Here is a 13,542-nt window from a genome sequence, read left to right on the forward strand (position 1 = left end):
CAGGGCCGGCGTTGTCTGAGCGAAGCGAGTTTAGCCGGACCCCGCTTGGCTCGAGCACCGCAGGTTGCCCGTAGCGAAGCGCAGGGACCCAGACTGCGGGTCGCCTTTTCTTTGGTGACTTTCTTTTGGCGAAGCAAAAGAAAGTTACTGGCCGCCGGGCAACCCCCGGCCAGCAGAACTCAGCAGAGAAAACAGTAGCGCAAAGGCCGGAGCAAGACCGGCCTAAATACCTATCAGGCCAAAAACTTCATATCCCTAAGCCAAGCCGCCAAGCGTTCGGCAAAAACCTTATAACCCTCGCCATTCGCATGAATCTGGTCCGACCGCAGCTCGCTGCGCGACAGCACATATGACCAGCCGCCGCTGAAGAGGGGCGTGCCGGTTTCCTTCGCCACTTCGGCATACACCTCATGGTCGCTAAGCGAGTTAGTCGCGGCCGCAATGAAGACCGGCTTGGGCTGCGCGATCAGCACCACCTGCGCGCTGGATGCCGCCGTCTGCACCAGGCTTTTGAGCGCGGCGCGCGTGCGGTCCAGCGGCAAGCCGCGCAGGAAGTCATTGCCGCCTATCGACACCAGCACCAGTCCCGGCGTGTTGTCCTGGAGCAGCCCGGGCAGCCGCGCCAGCGCGCCCTCGGCCGTGTCGCCGTTGAGGCCCGCGTTTTTGGTGACGTAGCCCGTCAGTTGCTCCAGCTGTTGCGGGTAGCCGGTGCCCGCCGTGGCGCCGTAGCCAAAGGTCAGCGAATCGCCCAGGCACAGCAGCACGGCCTCCTTGGGCAGTGTCTTGCCCTGCGGCTTGGCTTTTTTGGAGCAGCCGGCCGCCAGCGCGAGCGCCGAGGCCATACCGGCCAGCAGCAGCCGGCGTTGAAGCAGGGGAGTCGGGGTGGTGGGCATGGACTGTTCTCGGGGTGCGGCGGTAAGCTGGATTTTGCCAGCGCTTGACCTGCATCAAGCGCGGGCGCGCTGAGGCCTTTTAAAGTCCGGGTTTTCCCACCGCGGCGCCTGCGCCGGCCTCTTCCTTTTTCTATGCCTATCGAGCTCTATCGCGACAGCCGCCACGCCTGCCTGATGTTTACCGACCTCGTCGAAGAGGACAACCAGGCCGTGCAGGCCAACCAGTTCCTCATCGTGGATAACGGCACCGGCGCCGTGATCGACCCGGGCGGCAACCTGGCCTTCAATGAACTCTTCCTGGGCATGTCTCGCCACTTCAGCCCGCAAAAGCTTTCCTACATCATCGCCTCGCATGCCGACCCGGACATCATCGCTTCGCTGGACCGGTGGCTGACTTCCACCCCGGCGCAACTGGTGATCTCACGCGTATGGGAGCGCTTTGTGCCGCACTTCACAAAGGTCGGCAAGACCGACCGGCGCGTGATCGGTGTGGTCGATGCCGGCGGGCGCCTGCCGCTGGGCCGCAACGAGTTGTGGCTGCTGCCCGCCCATTTCCTGCATTCCGAAGGCAACTTCCATTTTTACGATCCCGTCAGCCGCATTCTTTTCACCGGCGACCTGGGTGTTTCCATGACCTCGGGCCAAGGCGCGCAGGTGCCGGTGACCGACCTGACTTCAGGCCACCTGCGTCTGATGGAAGGTTTTCACCGCCGCTACATGGTGTCCAACAAGGTGCTGCGCCTGTGGGTTCGCATGGCGCGCCAGCTCGACATCCACATGCTGGTGCCGCAGCATGGCGCACCGCTCACGGGGCCGGCCATAGGGCAGTTCTTCGATTGGGCCGAATCGCTGATGTGCGGCATAGACCTGTTCGACGACCGTCACTACCAGCTGCCCACCGCGGCCATCCCGCTGCCGGAAGCCGCCTTGCGTGTGAATACGGTTTAGCGGAAAACGGCCGCCGTTCACCCTGGCGGCGGTTCGCCCTGTCCGTGCAACTGGCGGCGCACATAGTCCACATGCTGGCGCAGCGTGTAGACCCGGTCAGAAAAGTCCAGCGCGAACTTCATGTGGCTCACGTCGTGTTCTATCTTGTCGAGCCGCGCGGTGGCCTCGGCGACCTCCCGCGCATCAAGCCGCCGCGCGCCGATGTCGCGCTCCATCTCCAGCAGCGCGCCGTAGCGGCGGTAGAGCCGGTTCTTTTCCTTGAACTCAAACAGCCTGGGCACGATGCGGAATACCGGAATCGCGATCGCCACCAGCGGCAGCAGCACCAGCAGCAGGCGCTGCAGGGCGTTGGCCGCCCAGTAGGGCAGGTAGCGTTGCAGGAAGGGCCGTCCGTCCTTATAATAACGCGCCGCCTCATCGGCCAGCGGAAATTCCGTCGCGGCCCCGTTCGGGAACTCGCCCGGCCTGTTCAGCAGCGTGGCGCCCCGGTGCACCTCGCGCGCGGCCTCCAGCAACAGATAGGCCAGGGCCGGGTGCAGGTCCTTGTGGATCACCAGGTTGGCCGTGGTGGCGAGCAGCGTGATGTCCTGGCGCGGGCGGTCCTGCGCCGGGTCGACCGAGCCGGCCTTCAGCGTCACCAGCGAGAGATAAGGCAGGCGCCGCGTCAGCCCTTCGGCGTGTTCAATTGACACCAGGTGCGCCTCATCCTGCTTGCCCAGCAGCATCTGCACCGCCGGTGTCTGCGGCGCGCCTATCAGGAAGAGCGCGTCGATCTCGCGTGCCAGCAGCGCCTTGGCCGCCGCCTGCCCGCCACCGGGCGTCAGGGTGGCGTTGGCCGGCGTGACGCCATAGGCTTGCAGCAACTCCAGCGCCACCTTGCGTGTGCCGCTGCCTTCCACGCCGATGGCGACTTTTTTGCCTACCAGCGGGCCCAAGCCCTTGCTTAAGGTTTTGGCCAGCGCCGGCGAGGTGAACATCCAGACCGGCTCGTAACCCACGACCCCCAGCGAGCGTAGCGGCGTGCTGGATTCCGGCTCCTGCGAATCAAGCTGCAGCAAGCCCAGGCCGCCCTGCACAAAACCCACCGGCATGCCCGCGTTCAGGCGCTCAAGGTTTTGCACCGCACCGCTGGAAGGCAAGAGCTCCAGCGTCACGCCGTTGGCGCTTAAATAGCTTTGGTACCTCAGCGCGAACTGGTGCGCCGCGCCGTCCACCGCCCCCGTCGTCATCTGGACCTGCCGCGGCGGCGCGGGCAGCAGCGAACGCGAGAACATCGATAACAGCACCGCGAGCCCGCCGATGATGGCGACGGCAAGCAGGAAGGTCTGCTTGCGGCTCAGGGAGGGGATGATCAGCATGGGTGCAGTCTAACCAAGGCCTCCCAAGTCGCAAAGTGCATGCAGCGGCAAGATCGGCCGCGTGTCATCGAGCCGGAAAAGCCTCAGCGCAAATTCGCCCGAACCCAGCGCACGATATCCGCCGCCCCCATCGCGCCCGCTTGGCGCGCCACCTCGCGGCCGTCCTGGAACAACGCCAGGGTCGGAATGCTGCGGATATTGAAGCGCGCGCCCAGATTAGGCACGGCCTCGGTGTCGACCTTGGCCACGCGCACTTGCGGCTCCAGCTGCGCGGCAGCCTGCTCATAGGCCGGCGCCATCTGCCGGCAGGGGCCGCACCACGGCGCCCAGAAGTCGACCAGCACCGGGATCTGGTTGCGGCTGATGTGTTTGTCAAAGGCCGCTTCATCCAGCGCGGTGGAATGCGCCACAAACAGCGCTTTCTTGCAGCTACCGCAGCTGGGCTCGCTGCCCAACTGGTCGGCGCGCACGCGGTTGGTGGTATGGCAGTGGGGGCAGACGATGTGGAGCGAGTCGGTCATTGTTTGTAACTGGGGCGCCGGGGAGGCTTTTCAAGCCGGCGCAGGGTGTACAAATACGTCCTGCGCCCCGTGAGGGCCGCGCTTGAAGATTTCCAGATTGTGAAAGGGGTCCGTTTTGAAACTGTTTTGGAGGCATAGTCGCCTGGCATCCGCTGCGGGCGTCCTGCCCGGTGCGCTGGGGATACTGCTGCTCACGGGTTGCGCCAGCGGCGTGAAGTCCTTTCCCCTGCAGGAAAAGTTCGGTTCCACCGCCACCTATTCGCGCCTCTTCGACGCCAGGCCCGAGCAGACCTGCGAGGCCGCGCGCCGCGCGCTGCTGAGCCAGGGCTACATCATCAACATCGCCAGGGCCGACCTGGTTGAGGGCCAGAAGAGCTTCCAGCCCGAGGCCGAGTCGCACCTGCAGATGGTGATACGCGTGGTGTGCGCGCCCGAAAGCGCCGACGGCAAGATCAGCCTGGGTTTTGTCACCGCGCTGCAGGACAGCTACCAGCTCAAAAAGAGCAACAACTCCGCCAGCCTGGGCGTGGGCGCCCTGGGCTCGGTGTCCCTGCCTTTCAGTTCCGGCAATGACTCCATGGTGAAAGTCGGCAGCGTCACGATTTCGTCGGACGCGTTTTACGACGGCTTTTTTGAGCTGCTCAGCCGCTACCTCGCGACGGTGGACGATTTGCCGCCGGGCGCGCAATAGGCGACTCATACTTGCCCGTTTTGTAAGGCGAAGCTACATCCTGATACGCCGGCATGCCGCGCGGTAAACACGGGGTAAAAGCGCGGCGCATTACACCCGCCCTACCTCCGCATTACACGGCGTTGACCTTGGGGTTCCACGATGAAGGCACTGAAGCACCCAGGCCCCTCCAGGCCGGCGCTTTGGAAAAGCAAGCCCCCCGGTTTGCTGCTTCACTCATTGAGCAAAGGAGCCCCCCATGAAATCGAAACTCTTGACCGCATCCCTTCTGGCCACCGCGCTGGCCGCGGGCCTGGCCGCCGCGCCGGCGATGGCGCAGCCGGGCCCTTATTCACCTGCCTATCCGCCCCAGGTGGTGTATGCGCCTGCTCCGCAAACGCCGGGCATAGACAACGCGCAGCAGGCCGTCAGCGAGCGCATACGCCAGGGCCTCCAGTCCGGCCGCATCACGCCCTCGGAAGCCCGTTTGCTGTACCGCCGCGACAACGACATCCAGAACCGTGAGGCCGCCTACAAGGCCGACGGCCGCGTCACGCCGCAGGAACGCCAGCAGCTGCGCGCCGACATGGCCCAGCTCAGTGCCGAGGTGGAGCGCGCCATCGCCAACAACCGCACCGTTGCCGTCGGCTATCCGGCCGACAGGCTGGGCGGCATCGACAGCCAGGAGTTCAACATCCGCCAGCGTATCGACGAAGGCGTGCGCAGCCACCGCCTGAGCCTGCGCGAAGCCGGCCGCTTGCAGGCCCGCGAGGAGGCCATTGAACGCCGCGAGGCCGCTTACCGTTCCGACGGCGTGGTGACGCAGCAGGAGCGCCGCGACCTGCGCGCCCAATTGAGCGCGCTGCGAGATGAGGTTGAACGCCTGATCAATCCGCGCGGTTAAGCACCAAGGCTTACCAAGCCTTAAGGCATAAAAAAACCCCGGTCAGCGCAGGGCGCCGGCCGGGGTTTTTGTTTCAAGCGAAAAGAATCAGGCTGCCTTGGCGCGGCGGAAAGCCGTGCTGCGCTTGGCCGCAGCCTTGTGCTCACCGGCAATCTTGCCCGCCAGTGCGGCGCTCTTTTGCTCGATCTGCGCGGCCAGCTTGCTCAAAGCCAGTGCGCCGGGCGCAGTGGCCTGGGCCAGGGTGTTCAGCGCGGTCACGCCGGTTTTTTCTTCAAACAGGCTGGCGTTGGCAGCGGCGCGTTCCACGCCGGCTTCAGCCACTTTCACGAGCTGGCTCACCACCTGCTCGGCGCCGCTGGTCGTCAGCAGCAGGCCCTTGGTGTAGTAGGCGCTGAAGGCAGCTTGCGCGGCCGAAGCGTTTTTCGCGGTCTCGGCCGTCAGCTCGGTGCGCGATTGTTTCAGGGCCGTGTTCCAGCGCTGTTCCAGCAGGCTGACAACGCGCTCGCCGCCGGCACGGTAGGCCTGGATGACGTTGCGGGCGGTATTGCCGTAGGACTCGATCAGGTCGGTGGCAACGGTAGAGAGGTTTTTGGCGCTCATGGGAATTCCTTTGTTAGGCTTTGACGATGGGCTTATCTTGCCGGGTTTGGCTAGTGAGGGCGACCTAACGGGTTAGAGAGGGGGGTCCAGAAGCCGGGTCTTGCGCCGGCTTTGCGCGCTCCCTCTCCTCTGTGCTCTTTGCTGAGGGCGGTTGGCCGGGGGTAGCCCGGCGGCTACTCACTTTTCTTTTGCTTCGCCAAAAGAAAAGTAAGCAAAAGAAAAGGCGACCCTGGTTGCTGCGTCCCTTCGCTGCGCTACGGGCAACCTGCGGTGCTCGGTCCAGACGGGGTCTCGCTAAACTTCCCCGCTCCCGATTGCCCCGTCCTGGCTGGGCCGAGGAGCGCAGACGTAGGCGGATCAGGGATCGCGCTTGTCTGAGCCGAAGGCGAGTTTGCGCGAGACCCCGCCGTAGTCGAGCACCGCAGGTTGCCCGAAGCGAAGCGTAGGGACCCAGACTGCGGGTCGCCTTTCTTTTGCTTACTTTTCTTTGGCGAAGCAAAGAAAAGTGAGTTGCTGCCGGCAACCCCGGCCAGCAAACCCATGCAGAGGGCGCGCCGCCGGAAGCAGAAACCAACCTCAAACCAGGAACAAAGCCGGATCAACCATGCAACGGTTCAGCATAACGCCCCAATGCAAATGAGGCCCGGTCACCCGACCAGTCGCCCCCACAGCCCCCAGCCGCTCGCCAGTCTTGAGCAGATCCCCAACCTTCACATCAACCGCACTCAGATGGCAAACCATACTCAAAAGTCCACCCCCATGATCCAGCCAAACCGTGTTGCCATTGAAAAAATAGTCCCCGGTATCAATCACCCGCGCCGGCAGCGGCGACACAACAGGTGTGCCGGTGGCGGCTGCGATGTCCATGCCGCTGTGCGGGTTGCGTGGCTGGCCGTTGAAGATGCGGCGCAGGCCGAAGGAACTTGATCGCCTTCCCGGCACCGGCACGCGCATGCGCAAGGAGCCCTGCGGCAAGGGTTCGCTGAAAATCGCCATCACGCCTTCCTGGTGCGCGCGCTCGCGTTCGTAGCGCGCCAGGTCTTCGGGCGACAGGTCCACCGTGCGGGGCTCGACCTTGAGTTGCTGCTCGCTGTAGTGCTTGGGCGCTATCGTGTAGGCGATGTCGCGCCGGCTGCCGTCCGCGGCCTGCACCGTGATGCTGGCCTCGCCGGGCAGGGCCGACAGCGCAATGCCTACCAGCGCCGTCCATTCCCTCGCATCGCCCAGCACCAGCAGGGGGACCTCGCCGGCATGGGCGGCCGGCCGCTGCGCCGCCGCGCCCAGCGGCAGCAGCGCCACGCCGCCGGGCACCTGCGAGGCGCGCGGCCAGATGGCGGAGGAGGGCGTTTCGGCCAGGCCCGAGGCCGGCAAGGCCAGCCAGCCTGTGGCGGCGAGCAGCGCCGAGCGGCGGGTCAGGGATAAAGGGATGGGGGCGCGTGAAAGAAGGGAATGCATGGCGCCATTATTGCGGCGTCATGGTGATTTTTCCTTCGTTCACATAGTCGTCGAACTGGATGCGCGGAATGGCCGTCACGGCGCGCACGCCGTCGCCGGCGTCCCAGCTCAGCGTGGCGCTGTCGGGCTCCAGCGCGACTTCAATGCGCACGCGCGGGATTTCAATCGGCGTACCGTCACCCGGTGTGTAAGTCACGTCACCGGTAATCATGGCGAACTGGGGCATGGCTGTCTCCTGCAGGGTTAGGCGAAGGGCGATGGGCGGTAAACGCCGGACACCCCTATTTGACACGCAGCGCGGGCCAAACCGTGTAGGCGAACACCACTTTGAAGAGTGCTTGGCGCAGTCGCCGATGAGGCATTTAGCATGCAATTTTCGCCATGTGGTGAGGGCATGGCATCTGCTTGCATTTGACGGAACGGTGTTGAAAACGGTTTCAAATTAATGCAATCAAATGGTTGCATTACGGTATTTGCCCGTGCACAATTCATGCAACAAGGAGATTGCATATGACTTCATCCACTTCATCCACGGACCGTATTGAACGCAGCACTTTGATCAATGCCCCTGTTTCACAGGTATGGCGCGCACTGACCAATGCCGAGGAGTTCGGCAACTGGTTCGGCGCGGCGCTCAAGGGAAAAAAGTTCGTCGCCGGCCAGCAGGTGCAAGGCCAGATCACCATTGAGGGCTATCGGCACGTGATGTTCGACGCCTTGATTGAGCGCATAGAGCCGGAAAAACTGTTTTCTTACCGCTGGCACCCCTATGCGGTAGACCCGGCCGTCGACTATTCAAAAGAGCCCACAACCCTGGTGGAGTTCACGCTCAAAGGCACGGGCGAGGGCACGCTGCTGACCGTGGTCGAATCAGGCTTTGACAAGATACCGGCGGCCCGCCGCGCAGATGCGATCCGCATGAACACCGGCGGCTGGGAAGGCCAGCTGGTTAATATCCAGAAATATGTCACCACCCAGTAAGCCTGCCCGGACCCGCGAAACCCCGCCCCAGCCCGGCCCCGCAGGCGTCTTCGCCGCCCTGGGCGACGAAACCCGCTTGCGCCTGGTGGCCGTGCTCTGCGTGGGCGGGGCCGTGTCGATAGCCCAATTAACGTCCACCACCGACATCACCCGCCAGGCCGTGACCAAACACCTGCACGTACTGGCCGATGCGGGCCTGGTGCACCACGTCAAGGTCGGGCGCGAGCGCTTGTGGCAGTTTGATCCGCAGCAACTCGACGAAGCCCGCCGCTCGCTGGACCTGATCGCCCAGCAGTGGGACCAGGCGCTGGGCCGCCTGAAAGCGTCGCTGGAGGCCTAGGCCATCCACAGGAGAAACAACAATGGCCGCACACAAGATTTTCTCGATGGCATTCGCCAAGGTCTATCCGATGCTGGTTCACAAAGCCGAACGCAAAGGCCGCAGCAAGGAAGAAGTCGACCAGATCATTTGCTGGCTGACGGGTTATGACCAAAAGGGACTGGATCGGCAAATAAAGCAGCAAAACGACTTCGAAACTTTCTTCGCCCAGGCTCCGGCCATGCACCCGAATGCCTCGCTGATTAAAGGCGTGGTCTGCGGTGTCCGCGTCGAAGAGGTCGAAGACCCGCTGATGCAAAAAATACGCTACCTGGACAAGCTCATTGATGAGCTTGCAAAAGGCAAGGCGATGGAAAAAATCCTGCGGGCCTAAGCCCGGCCCCACACCAGCAACAGATTGTTCGCCGGCATCGCATGCCGCGCTTTCAGGCGCAGGCCGGCCCGCATCGCTTCCTGCTCGACGTCTTCCCTGCGGCGGATTCCCCAGGCCGGGTCTTGCGCGCGCAGGCTTTGGTCAAACGACAGGTTGCCTTCCGAAGTCGGCACGTCGTCTTCCAGGTAAGGCCCATAGCTCACCAGCACACCGCTGGCCGCGAGGTGGCGCACGCTGCCTTGCATCAGCGCGGCACAGGTCGCCCAGGGTGAGATGTGCAGCATATTGGCGCAGTAGACCAGGTCAAACCTGGCATCGTCAGGCAGCCATTTGGACGCCATGACGTCGAGCACAAGGGGAGTGCGCACATTGGACAATCCTTGCTCGGCCACCCAGGCCGAGATCGAGCCCAGTGCGGCCGGTATCGCATCGGTGGGTTGCCAGGTCCATTGCGGCAGGCCCGCCGCAAACCAGGCGACGTGCTGGCCTGTGCCGGAGGCGATTTCGAGTGCGCTGCCTTGCCCCGGCAAGACCTTGCGCAGGACGTCGAAGATGGCTTGCTTGTTGCGGTCTGCTGCGGGGCTGAAGTTCGGGCTTGGCATGGGTGTGATTAAACCGCACACCCCTGCCGATCTCAACTGGTTTCAACTAATCACAACTGACTCTCAGCTGGCGTCAGCTGAAATAGCCACCGTCCCGCATGTCCGCCAGCAAGTCCGCTTCCCGTGGCTGCCATCCCAGAGAAGCGCGGGTGAGGGCGCTCGAACTCGGGTTGTCGATAGCCACAAAGCGTGCCAGCCAGTCGAAATGGCCTTGCGCTTCATCGGCCGCGATGCCGCGCGCAGGCACACCCAGCCCCGCGCCTATGGCCTCGGCAATCGCGCGCAGCGTGAGGCCCTCTTCGGCCACGGCATGCAAGCGCGCACCGGGCAAAGCGCTCTCCAGCGCCAGCCTGAAGAGGCGGGCCGCGTCCAGCCGGTGCACCGCCGGCCAGCGGTTCATGCCCTCGCCGATGTAGGCAGACACACCCTTGCTGCGCGCAATGCGCACCAGCATGGGCACAAAACCATAGTCGCCCGCGCCGTGCACCGAGGGCGGCAGCCGCACCACGCTGGCGCGCACCCCCCGGCCGGCCGAGGCCAGCACCATGGCCTCCGCTTTCGCACGCGGGTTGGGCGAGGCTTCAGGCACGGGTATGTCCTCCGTCGCCGGGTGGGCGTGCGCCGCCAGCACGGTGACCGATGTTGCCACCAGCGGTTTACCCGAGCCTTCAAGCGCGCCCAGCATGGCCGTGACGGCCTGGCGGTCTGTCTCGGCGGCAGCGGCATGTGCCGAAAAGTCATGAATGAAAGCGGTGTGGATCACACCGTCGCAGGCCCTGGCAGCGGCGGCCAGGCCGGCGGTGTCGGCCAGTTCACCGCGATGGGCCTGCACACTGAGCCGCGCCAGTGCATCGGCCGCCGCATCGCTGCGCGCCAGGCCCAGCACCACGTGGCCCGCGGAAAGCAGCTCCTGCACAATGGCTGAGCCGATGAAGCCTGTGGCTCCGGTCAAGAAAACACGCATACTGAACTCCTGAAAATCAATGAGCCCGCATCTTGCGTCGCCACCTCCATTCGCAAAAGCCGTGAGCGTATACAGGTATGAGCACTAACACCCTGACGACCCTTACAACACAGCCTTTACAAGCGGTGCCTCTCACGCTGGGCGCTTTCCTGCGCGATCGCCGCGCGCGCCTGCCGCCCGCGGCGGGCGCCGACAGCCGCCGCCGCACACCCGGCCTGCGGCGTGAAGAAGTCGCCACGCGCGCCCATGTGAGCGTCACCTGGTACACTTGGCTGGAGCAGGGCCGCGGCGGCCCGCCGTCTGACGAGGTGCTCGAGCGGCTGGCCGGCGCGCTGGCGCTGGACCGGGCCGACCGCGAGTTCATGTTTTTGCTGGCCCAGCAGCGGCCGCCGCCGCTCAAGCCGACAGCATCAGCTGCCGTCCCGCCCGCCCTGCAGCGCGTGCTCGACGGCATGCCCACCAGCCCCGCTGTCGTGAAGACGTTGGCCTGGGACATCGTGGCCTGGAATGCCGCAGCGGCAGCGGTGCTGAGCGACTACGCCGCGCAGCCGCCCGGCGGGCGCAACCTGCTCAGGCGCCTGTTCACCGACCCGGTTATGCGCGGCATGCCCGACTGGGAGGCCCAAGCGCGCTTTGCCATGGCCGCCTTTCGCGTCGATGCGGCGCGGGCCGGTGACAGCCCCGAAGCGGCCGCGTTGGCCGAAGAGCTGCAGGCCGGCAGCAAGGACTTTCGCCGGCTGTGGGCCGACAACGAAACCAGCAGCCACTACGTCGGCGTCAAAAAAATCGAGCGCCCGCCAGCCGGGCCCATCACGCTCGAATACCAGTCCTTCCCGGTCGACAGTGCGGCCGGGCTCAGCATGATTGTGTTCACGCCCGTGACGGAGGCGGATGCGGACGGGGTGGCCTTGTTGATGGCGAACAAGGCCGGGCGCTTGAAAAAAGAAAAGCGCTGAAAGCCGGTGAAGCGCCAGCCGGCTTTCGCCGGCTCTTCAATCACACGCGCGTTTCAGGCCGTTTCGGTTTCAGCGGCGCGGGCTTTTTGCTGCGCCCGCATGATCTGGTGGCGCTGCCAGTAGCTCCCCAGCACCGCCTTGAAGTGATCTTCCTGCTTGCCCAGGCCCTTGAGCTTGATCGTGCTGGTGCGCGCGCCCAGCATGCCCTTGTCGAAGTGCGTGACGGTGAGCGTGTTGCCAAAACTGCTGTTGTTGAATGTCATGCCCTTGACCTCGTCCCATGACAGCGGCACGCCGTCGTCTGCCGTGGCATGCAGGCCTTCATAGCTGATGTCAATGCGCTTGTCCTTGCCAAGGTCAAACGATACCGGCGGAAAGTAGCGCAGCACGACGGCGCGCTCTTCTTCGGTGGCCGGCTCATAGCGGTAGGCCAGGCTTTGCTCATGCGCGGCGGCAAAACGCTGCTCGTAGTCTGTCCACAGCCGCTGCTCGATGGCGGCGGCGGTCGATATTTCATCGGCCCAGGTGGCTTGGGGCACGGTGGTCACGATGGCGCCGTAGCTGTCTTCCGCCACCTTGTGGTTCACATTGCGCATGCGTTCCACCAGCGGCGGGTGCGTGTCGTAAGGGTGCGGCACGGCGGCGGTTTTCATGGCCGTCACAAACTCGTCCGAGCTGGCATAAGGGTGCAGGCCTTCAGCCACAAAGCCGGCAATGCCCAGCGCCCCGGTGTGTTGCTGCTCTTGCTCAAACAGCTTGCGTTCCACCGTGTTGCGGTAGCTGGAATACGCCGAGATCTTGATCAGCGATTGCACGATGGACTGCGGCGCCGTCAGCTTCGCGGCCACACGGTCGGCGGTGTACTCGCGCTCGCGGCTGTCGCGTGCCAGCGCAAACTCAAACACCATGCGGTACAGGCGCAGCAGGTAGTGGGCCACGATGGTCAACCCGCCGCTGCGCATTTGCCAGGTGTAGAGGTCAAACTGGTTGAGCTTGGGGCCCAGCGCCGCGCTGCTGCGCGTGTCGCCGCCGCCCAGGTGGGCCAGCTCGTGCGCCAGCACAGCATCGGCCTCGGTGGTGTCCAGCACCCGCAGCAGCGGAATGCTCACAAACAGCGTGCGGCCCGTCAGGGTCTGCCCGGCCACCGTGCAGGGTGCCTCGGTCACAAAAAAGTTGTTGTCGATACCCGCAATGATCTGGTCCGGCGGGGATGTCTTGACGCGGCCCGCGAGTTGGCGAATGCGGTCCCACAGGCGCGGGGCGTCGGCCTCAAGCAGCAGCTCGCCTTCAATGGTGCTGCCCGACGGCAATTTTTTGAACAGCGTGTAGATGGCATAAAAAACCGCCAGGGCCGCCATGATGCCGGCCAGGCCGACCAGCTTGATGTAGTAGCTGTGCCAGAAATAAGCCGTGAGCCAGAATGAAAGCCACACCAGCATGGCGCTTTGCAAGGTGACCTCCACCGCACTTGAAACCGTCATGAGCCGCCAGCCCGCCACAAAGCTTGCATAGCGCAGGCCGCGGTTGACAAAGGCCAGCGCGCCCAGCACGCCGGCCGCCACCAGCAGCGCGGCTCCGAGGATCAAGGTCCAGAAGGCGGCACGCTCGGCCCAGTGAAACCACCAGTGCATGGAATACGCGCTGCACACCTTGTCGTGAAAGACCTGGTTCTCCGGTCCGGTGGCGGCGCAGGCCATCGACAGCCTGTGCGTGTCGTAAAACGCAATCTCGTCCGCCTTCTGCGCCGGCGTCATGTCTTTGGCGGCGTTGATTTGGGAACTGACGCGCTGAATGAAGTCCTTGTCCTCAGACTGCAGCGCGTAGTGCGTGAAAACCAGCGTGACCGCCGGAATGAGAAAGAGCGATGCCAGGGTCAGCAAAAACACCCGCCAGAGGTCGGCGTGGATCGTGCGCGCAGCAGCCATGGGGAACGTCCTTTTGAGTTTTGAATTTGAACCGGCCGATCATACGGGCGGC

Annotated in this window: 16 protein-coding genes; 7 read left to right on the forward strand and 9 right to left on the reverse strand. The window is 64.3% G+C overall.

All coding sequences use genetic code 11. The features are described 5' to 3' along the window. Positions 1-233: 233 nt before the first annotated feature. Positions 234-893, reverse strand: a complete 660-nt coding sequence (locus AC1D1F_RS23180) for a GDSL-type esterase/lipase family protein (protein WP_477696585.1) — start codon at positions 891-893, stop codon at positions 234-236. Positions 894-1,025: 132 nt separating this feature from the next. On the opposite strand from AC1D1F_RS23180, the gene AC1D1F_RS23185 reads away from it, so the two are divergent. Then, positions 1,026-1,841, forward strand: a complete 816-nt coding sequence (locus AC1D1F_RS23185) for an oxygen-binding di-iron domain-containing protein (protein ID WP_477696584.1) — start codon at positions 1,026-1,028, stop codon at positions 1,839-1,841. Between the two features lie 17 nt (positions 1,842-1,858). On the opposite strand, the gene AC1D1F_RS23190 is transcribed toward AC1D1F_RS23185, so the two are convergent. Together AC1D1F_RS23190 and trxC are read right to left on the reverse strand one after the other, a co-directional pair. Next, positions 1,859-3,199 (reverse strand): TAXI family TRAP transporter solute-binding subunit, encoded by a 1,341-nt coding sequence (locus AC1D1F_RS23190; protein WP_477678436.1) that lies wholly within the window; start codon positions 3,197-3,199, stop codon positions 1,859-1,861. An 83-nt stretch (positions 3,200-3,282) separates the two neighbouring features. Further along, complete coding sequence (gene trxC, locus AC1D1F_RS23195) at positions 3,283-3,720, reverse strand: thioredoxin TrxC (RefSeq protein WP_477678435.1); 438 nt, start codon at positions 3,718-3,720, stop codon at positions 3,283-3,285. Between the two features lie 121 nt (positions 3,721-3,841). Here trxC and AC1D1F_RS23200 point away from each other — a divergent pair, with 121 nt between their 5' ends. Further along, positions 3,842-4,411: a DUF2242 domain-containing protein gene (locus AC1D1F_RS23200; protein WP_477678439.1), complete on the forward strand. Its 570-nt coding sequence runs from the start codon at positions 3,842-3,844 to the stop codon at positions 4,409-4,411. Between the two features lie 238 nt (positions 4,412-4,649). Then, the gene (locus AC1D1F_RS23205; RefSeq protein ID WP_477678434.1) at positions 4,650-5,294 is read left to right on the forward strand and encodes a hypothetical protein; all 645 of its coding nucleotides are present in this window, start codon (positions 4,650-4,652) and stop codon (positions 5,292-5,294) included. A gap of 87 nt (positions 5,295-5,381) precedes the next feature. On the opposite strand, the gene AC1D1F_RS23210 is transcribed toward AC1D1F_RS23205, so the two are convergent. The 3 genes from AC1D1F_RS23210 to AC1D1F_RS23220 all read right to left on the reverse strand — a co-directional run bounded on the left by AC1D1F_RS23210 (position 5,382) and on the right by AC1D1F_RS23220 (position 7,575). Continuing rightward, positions 5,382-5,894, reverse strand: a complete 513-nt coding sequence (locus AC1D1F_RS23210; RefSeq protein ID WP_477678433.1) for a hypothetical protein — start codon at positions 5,892-5,894, stop codon at positions 5,382-5,384. 576 nt (positions 5,895-6,470) lie between these two features. Continuing rightward, positions 6,471-7,349 (reverse strand): peptidoglycan DD-metalloendopeptidase family protein, encoded by an 879-nt coding sequence (locus tag AC1D1F_RS23215; RefSeq protein WP_477678172.1) that lies wholly within the window; start codon positions 7,347-7,349, stop codon positions 6,471-6,473. Positions 7,350-7,356: 7 nt separating this feature from the next. Beyond that, the gene (locus AC1D1F_RS23220; protein WP_477696583.1) at positions 7,357-7,575 is read right to left on the reverse strand and encodes a hypothetical protein; all 219 of its coding nucleotides are present in this window, start codon (positions 7,573-7,575) and stop codon (positions 7,357-7,359) included. 284 nt (positions 7,576-7,859) lie between these two features. On the opposite strand from AC1D1F_RS23220, the gene AC1D1F_RS23225 reads away from it, so the two are divergent. From AC1D1F_RS23225 to AC1D1F_RS23235, 3 genes are read left to right on the forward strand one after another with little or no spacing between them, the layout of a single operon-like run. After that, on the forward strand, positions 7,860-8,330 hold the full coding sequence (locus AC1D1F_RS23225; RefSeq protein ID WP_477678170.1) for an SRPBCC family protein: 471 nt from the start codon (positions 7,860-7,862) through the stop codon (positions 8,328-8,330). Beyond that, a complete protein-coding gene (locus tag AC1D1F_RS23230; RefSeq protein ID WP_477678169.1) occupies positions 8,314-8,670 on the forward strand; it encodes an ArsR/SmtB family transcription factor in 357 nt (118 codons plus the stop codon). Before AC1D1F_RS23225 ends, AC1D1F_RS23230 begins: the two co-directional genes overlap by 17 nt. Before the next feature lie 22 nt (positions 8,671-8,692). Beyond that, entirely contained in the window at positions 8,693-9,043 is a 351-nt protein-coding gene (locus tag AC1D1F_RS23235) for a DUF2200 domain-containing protein (protein ID WP_477678168.1), read from the forward strand. On the opposite strand, the gene AC1D1F_RS23240 is transcribed toward AC1D1F_RS23235, so the two are convergent. Then, entirely contained in the window at positions 9,040-9,645 is a 606-nt protein-coding gene (locus AC1D1F_RS23240; protein ID WP_477678167.1) for a DUF938 domain-containing protein, read from the reverse strand. The two genes, AC1D1F_RS23235 and AC1D1F_RS23240, sit on opposite strands and share 4 nt — an antisense overlap. Before the next feature lie 73 nt (positions 9,646-9,718). Further along, positions 9,719-10,609 (reverse strand): SDR family oxidoreductase, encoded by an 891-nt coding sequence (locus AC1D1F_RS23245; RefSeq protein WP_477678166.1) that lies wholly within the window; start codon positions 10,607-10,609, stop codon positions 9,719-9,721. A 77-nt stretch (positions 10,610-10,686) separates the two neighbouring features. Here AC1D1F_RS23245 and AC1D1F_RS23250 point away from each other — a divergent pair, with 77 nt between their 5' ends. Then, entirely contained in the window at positions 10,687-11,565 is an 879-nt protein-coding gene (locus tag AC1D1F_RS23250) for a helix-turn-helix transcriptional regulator (protein ID WP_477678165.1), read from the forward strand. Between the two features lie 53 nt (positions 11,566-11,618). Here the strand turns inward: AC1D1F_RS23250 and AC1D1F_RS23255 are convergent, their stop codons facing one another. Then, complete coding sequence (locus AC1D1F_RS23255; RefSeq protein WP_477696582.1) at positions 11,619-13,490, reverse strand: M48 family metallopeptidase; 1,872 nt, start codon at positions 13,488-13,490, stop codon at positions 11,619-11,621. Positions 13,491-13,542: the final 52 nt, after the last annotated feature.

The sequence above is a fragment of the Polaromonas sp. P1_H6 genome, assembly GCF_056405195.1.

Coding starts and splice junctions, on each gene's coding strand:
- AC1D1F_RS23180 (WP_477696585.1), bottom strand. CDS start 893: ATGCCCACCACCCCGACTCCCCTGCTTCAACGCCGGCTGCTGCTGGCC.
- AC1D1F_RS23185 (WP_477696584.1), top strand. CDS start 1,026: ATGCCTATCGAGCTCTATCGCGACAGCCGCCACGCCTGCCTGATGTTT.
- AC1D1F_RS23190 (WP_477678436.1), bottom strand. CDS start 3,199: ATGCTGATCATCCCCTCCCTGAGCCGCAAGCAGACCTTCCTGCTTGCC.
- trxC (WP_477678435.1), bottom strand. CDS start 3,720: ATGACCGACTCGCTCCACATCGTCTGCCCCCACTGCCATACCACCAAC.
- AC1D1F_RS23205 (WP_477678434.1), top strand. CDS start 4,650: ATGAAATCGAAACTCTTGACCGCATCCCTTCTGGCCACCGCGCTGGCC.
- AC1D1F_RS23210 (WP_477678433.1), bottom strand. CDS start 5,894: ATGAGCGCCAAAAACCTCTCTACCGTTGCCACCGACCTGATCGAGTCC.
- AC1D1F_RS23215 (WP_477678172.1), bottom strand. CDS start 7,349: ATGCATTCCCTTCTTTCACGCGCCCCCATCCCTTTATCCCTGACCCGC.
- AC1D1F_RS23220 (WP_477696583.1), bottom strand. CDS start 7,575: ATGCCCCAGTTCGCCATGATTACCGGTGACGTGACTTACACACCGGGT.
- AC1D1F_RS23225 (WP_477678170.1), top strand. CDS start 7,860: ATGACTTCATCCACTTCATCCACGGACCGTATTGAACGCAGCACTTTG.
- AC1D1F_RS23230 (WP_477678169.1), top strand. CDS start 8,314: ATGTCACCACCCAGTAAGCCTGCCCGGACCCGCGAAACCCCGCCCCAG.
- AC1D1F_RS23235 (WP_477678168.1), top strand. CDS start 8,693: ATGGCCGCACACAAGATTTTCTCGATGGCATTCGCCAAGGTCTATCCG.
- AC1D1F_RS23240 (WP_477678167.1), bottom strand. CDS start 9,645: ATGCCAAGCCCGAACTTCAGCCCCGCAGCAGACCGCAACAAGCAAGCC.
- AC1D1F_RS23245 (WP_477678166.1), bottom strand. CDS start 10,609: ATGCGTGTTTTCTTGACCGGAGCCACAGGCTTCATCGGCTCAGCCATT.
- AC1D1F_RS23250 (WP_477678165.1), top strand. CDS start 10,687: ATGAGCACTAACACCCTGACGACCCTTACAACACAGCCTTTACAAGCG.
- AC1D1F_RS23255 (WP_477696582.1), bottom strand. CDS start 13,490: ATGGCTGCTGCGCGCACGATCCACGCCGACCTCTGGCGGGTGTTTTTG.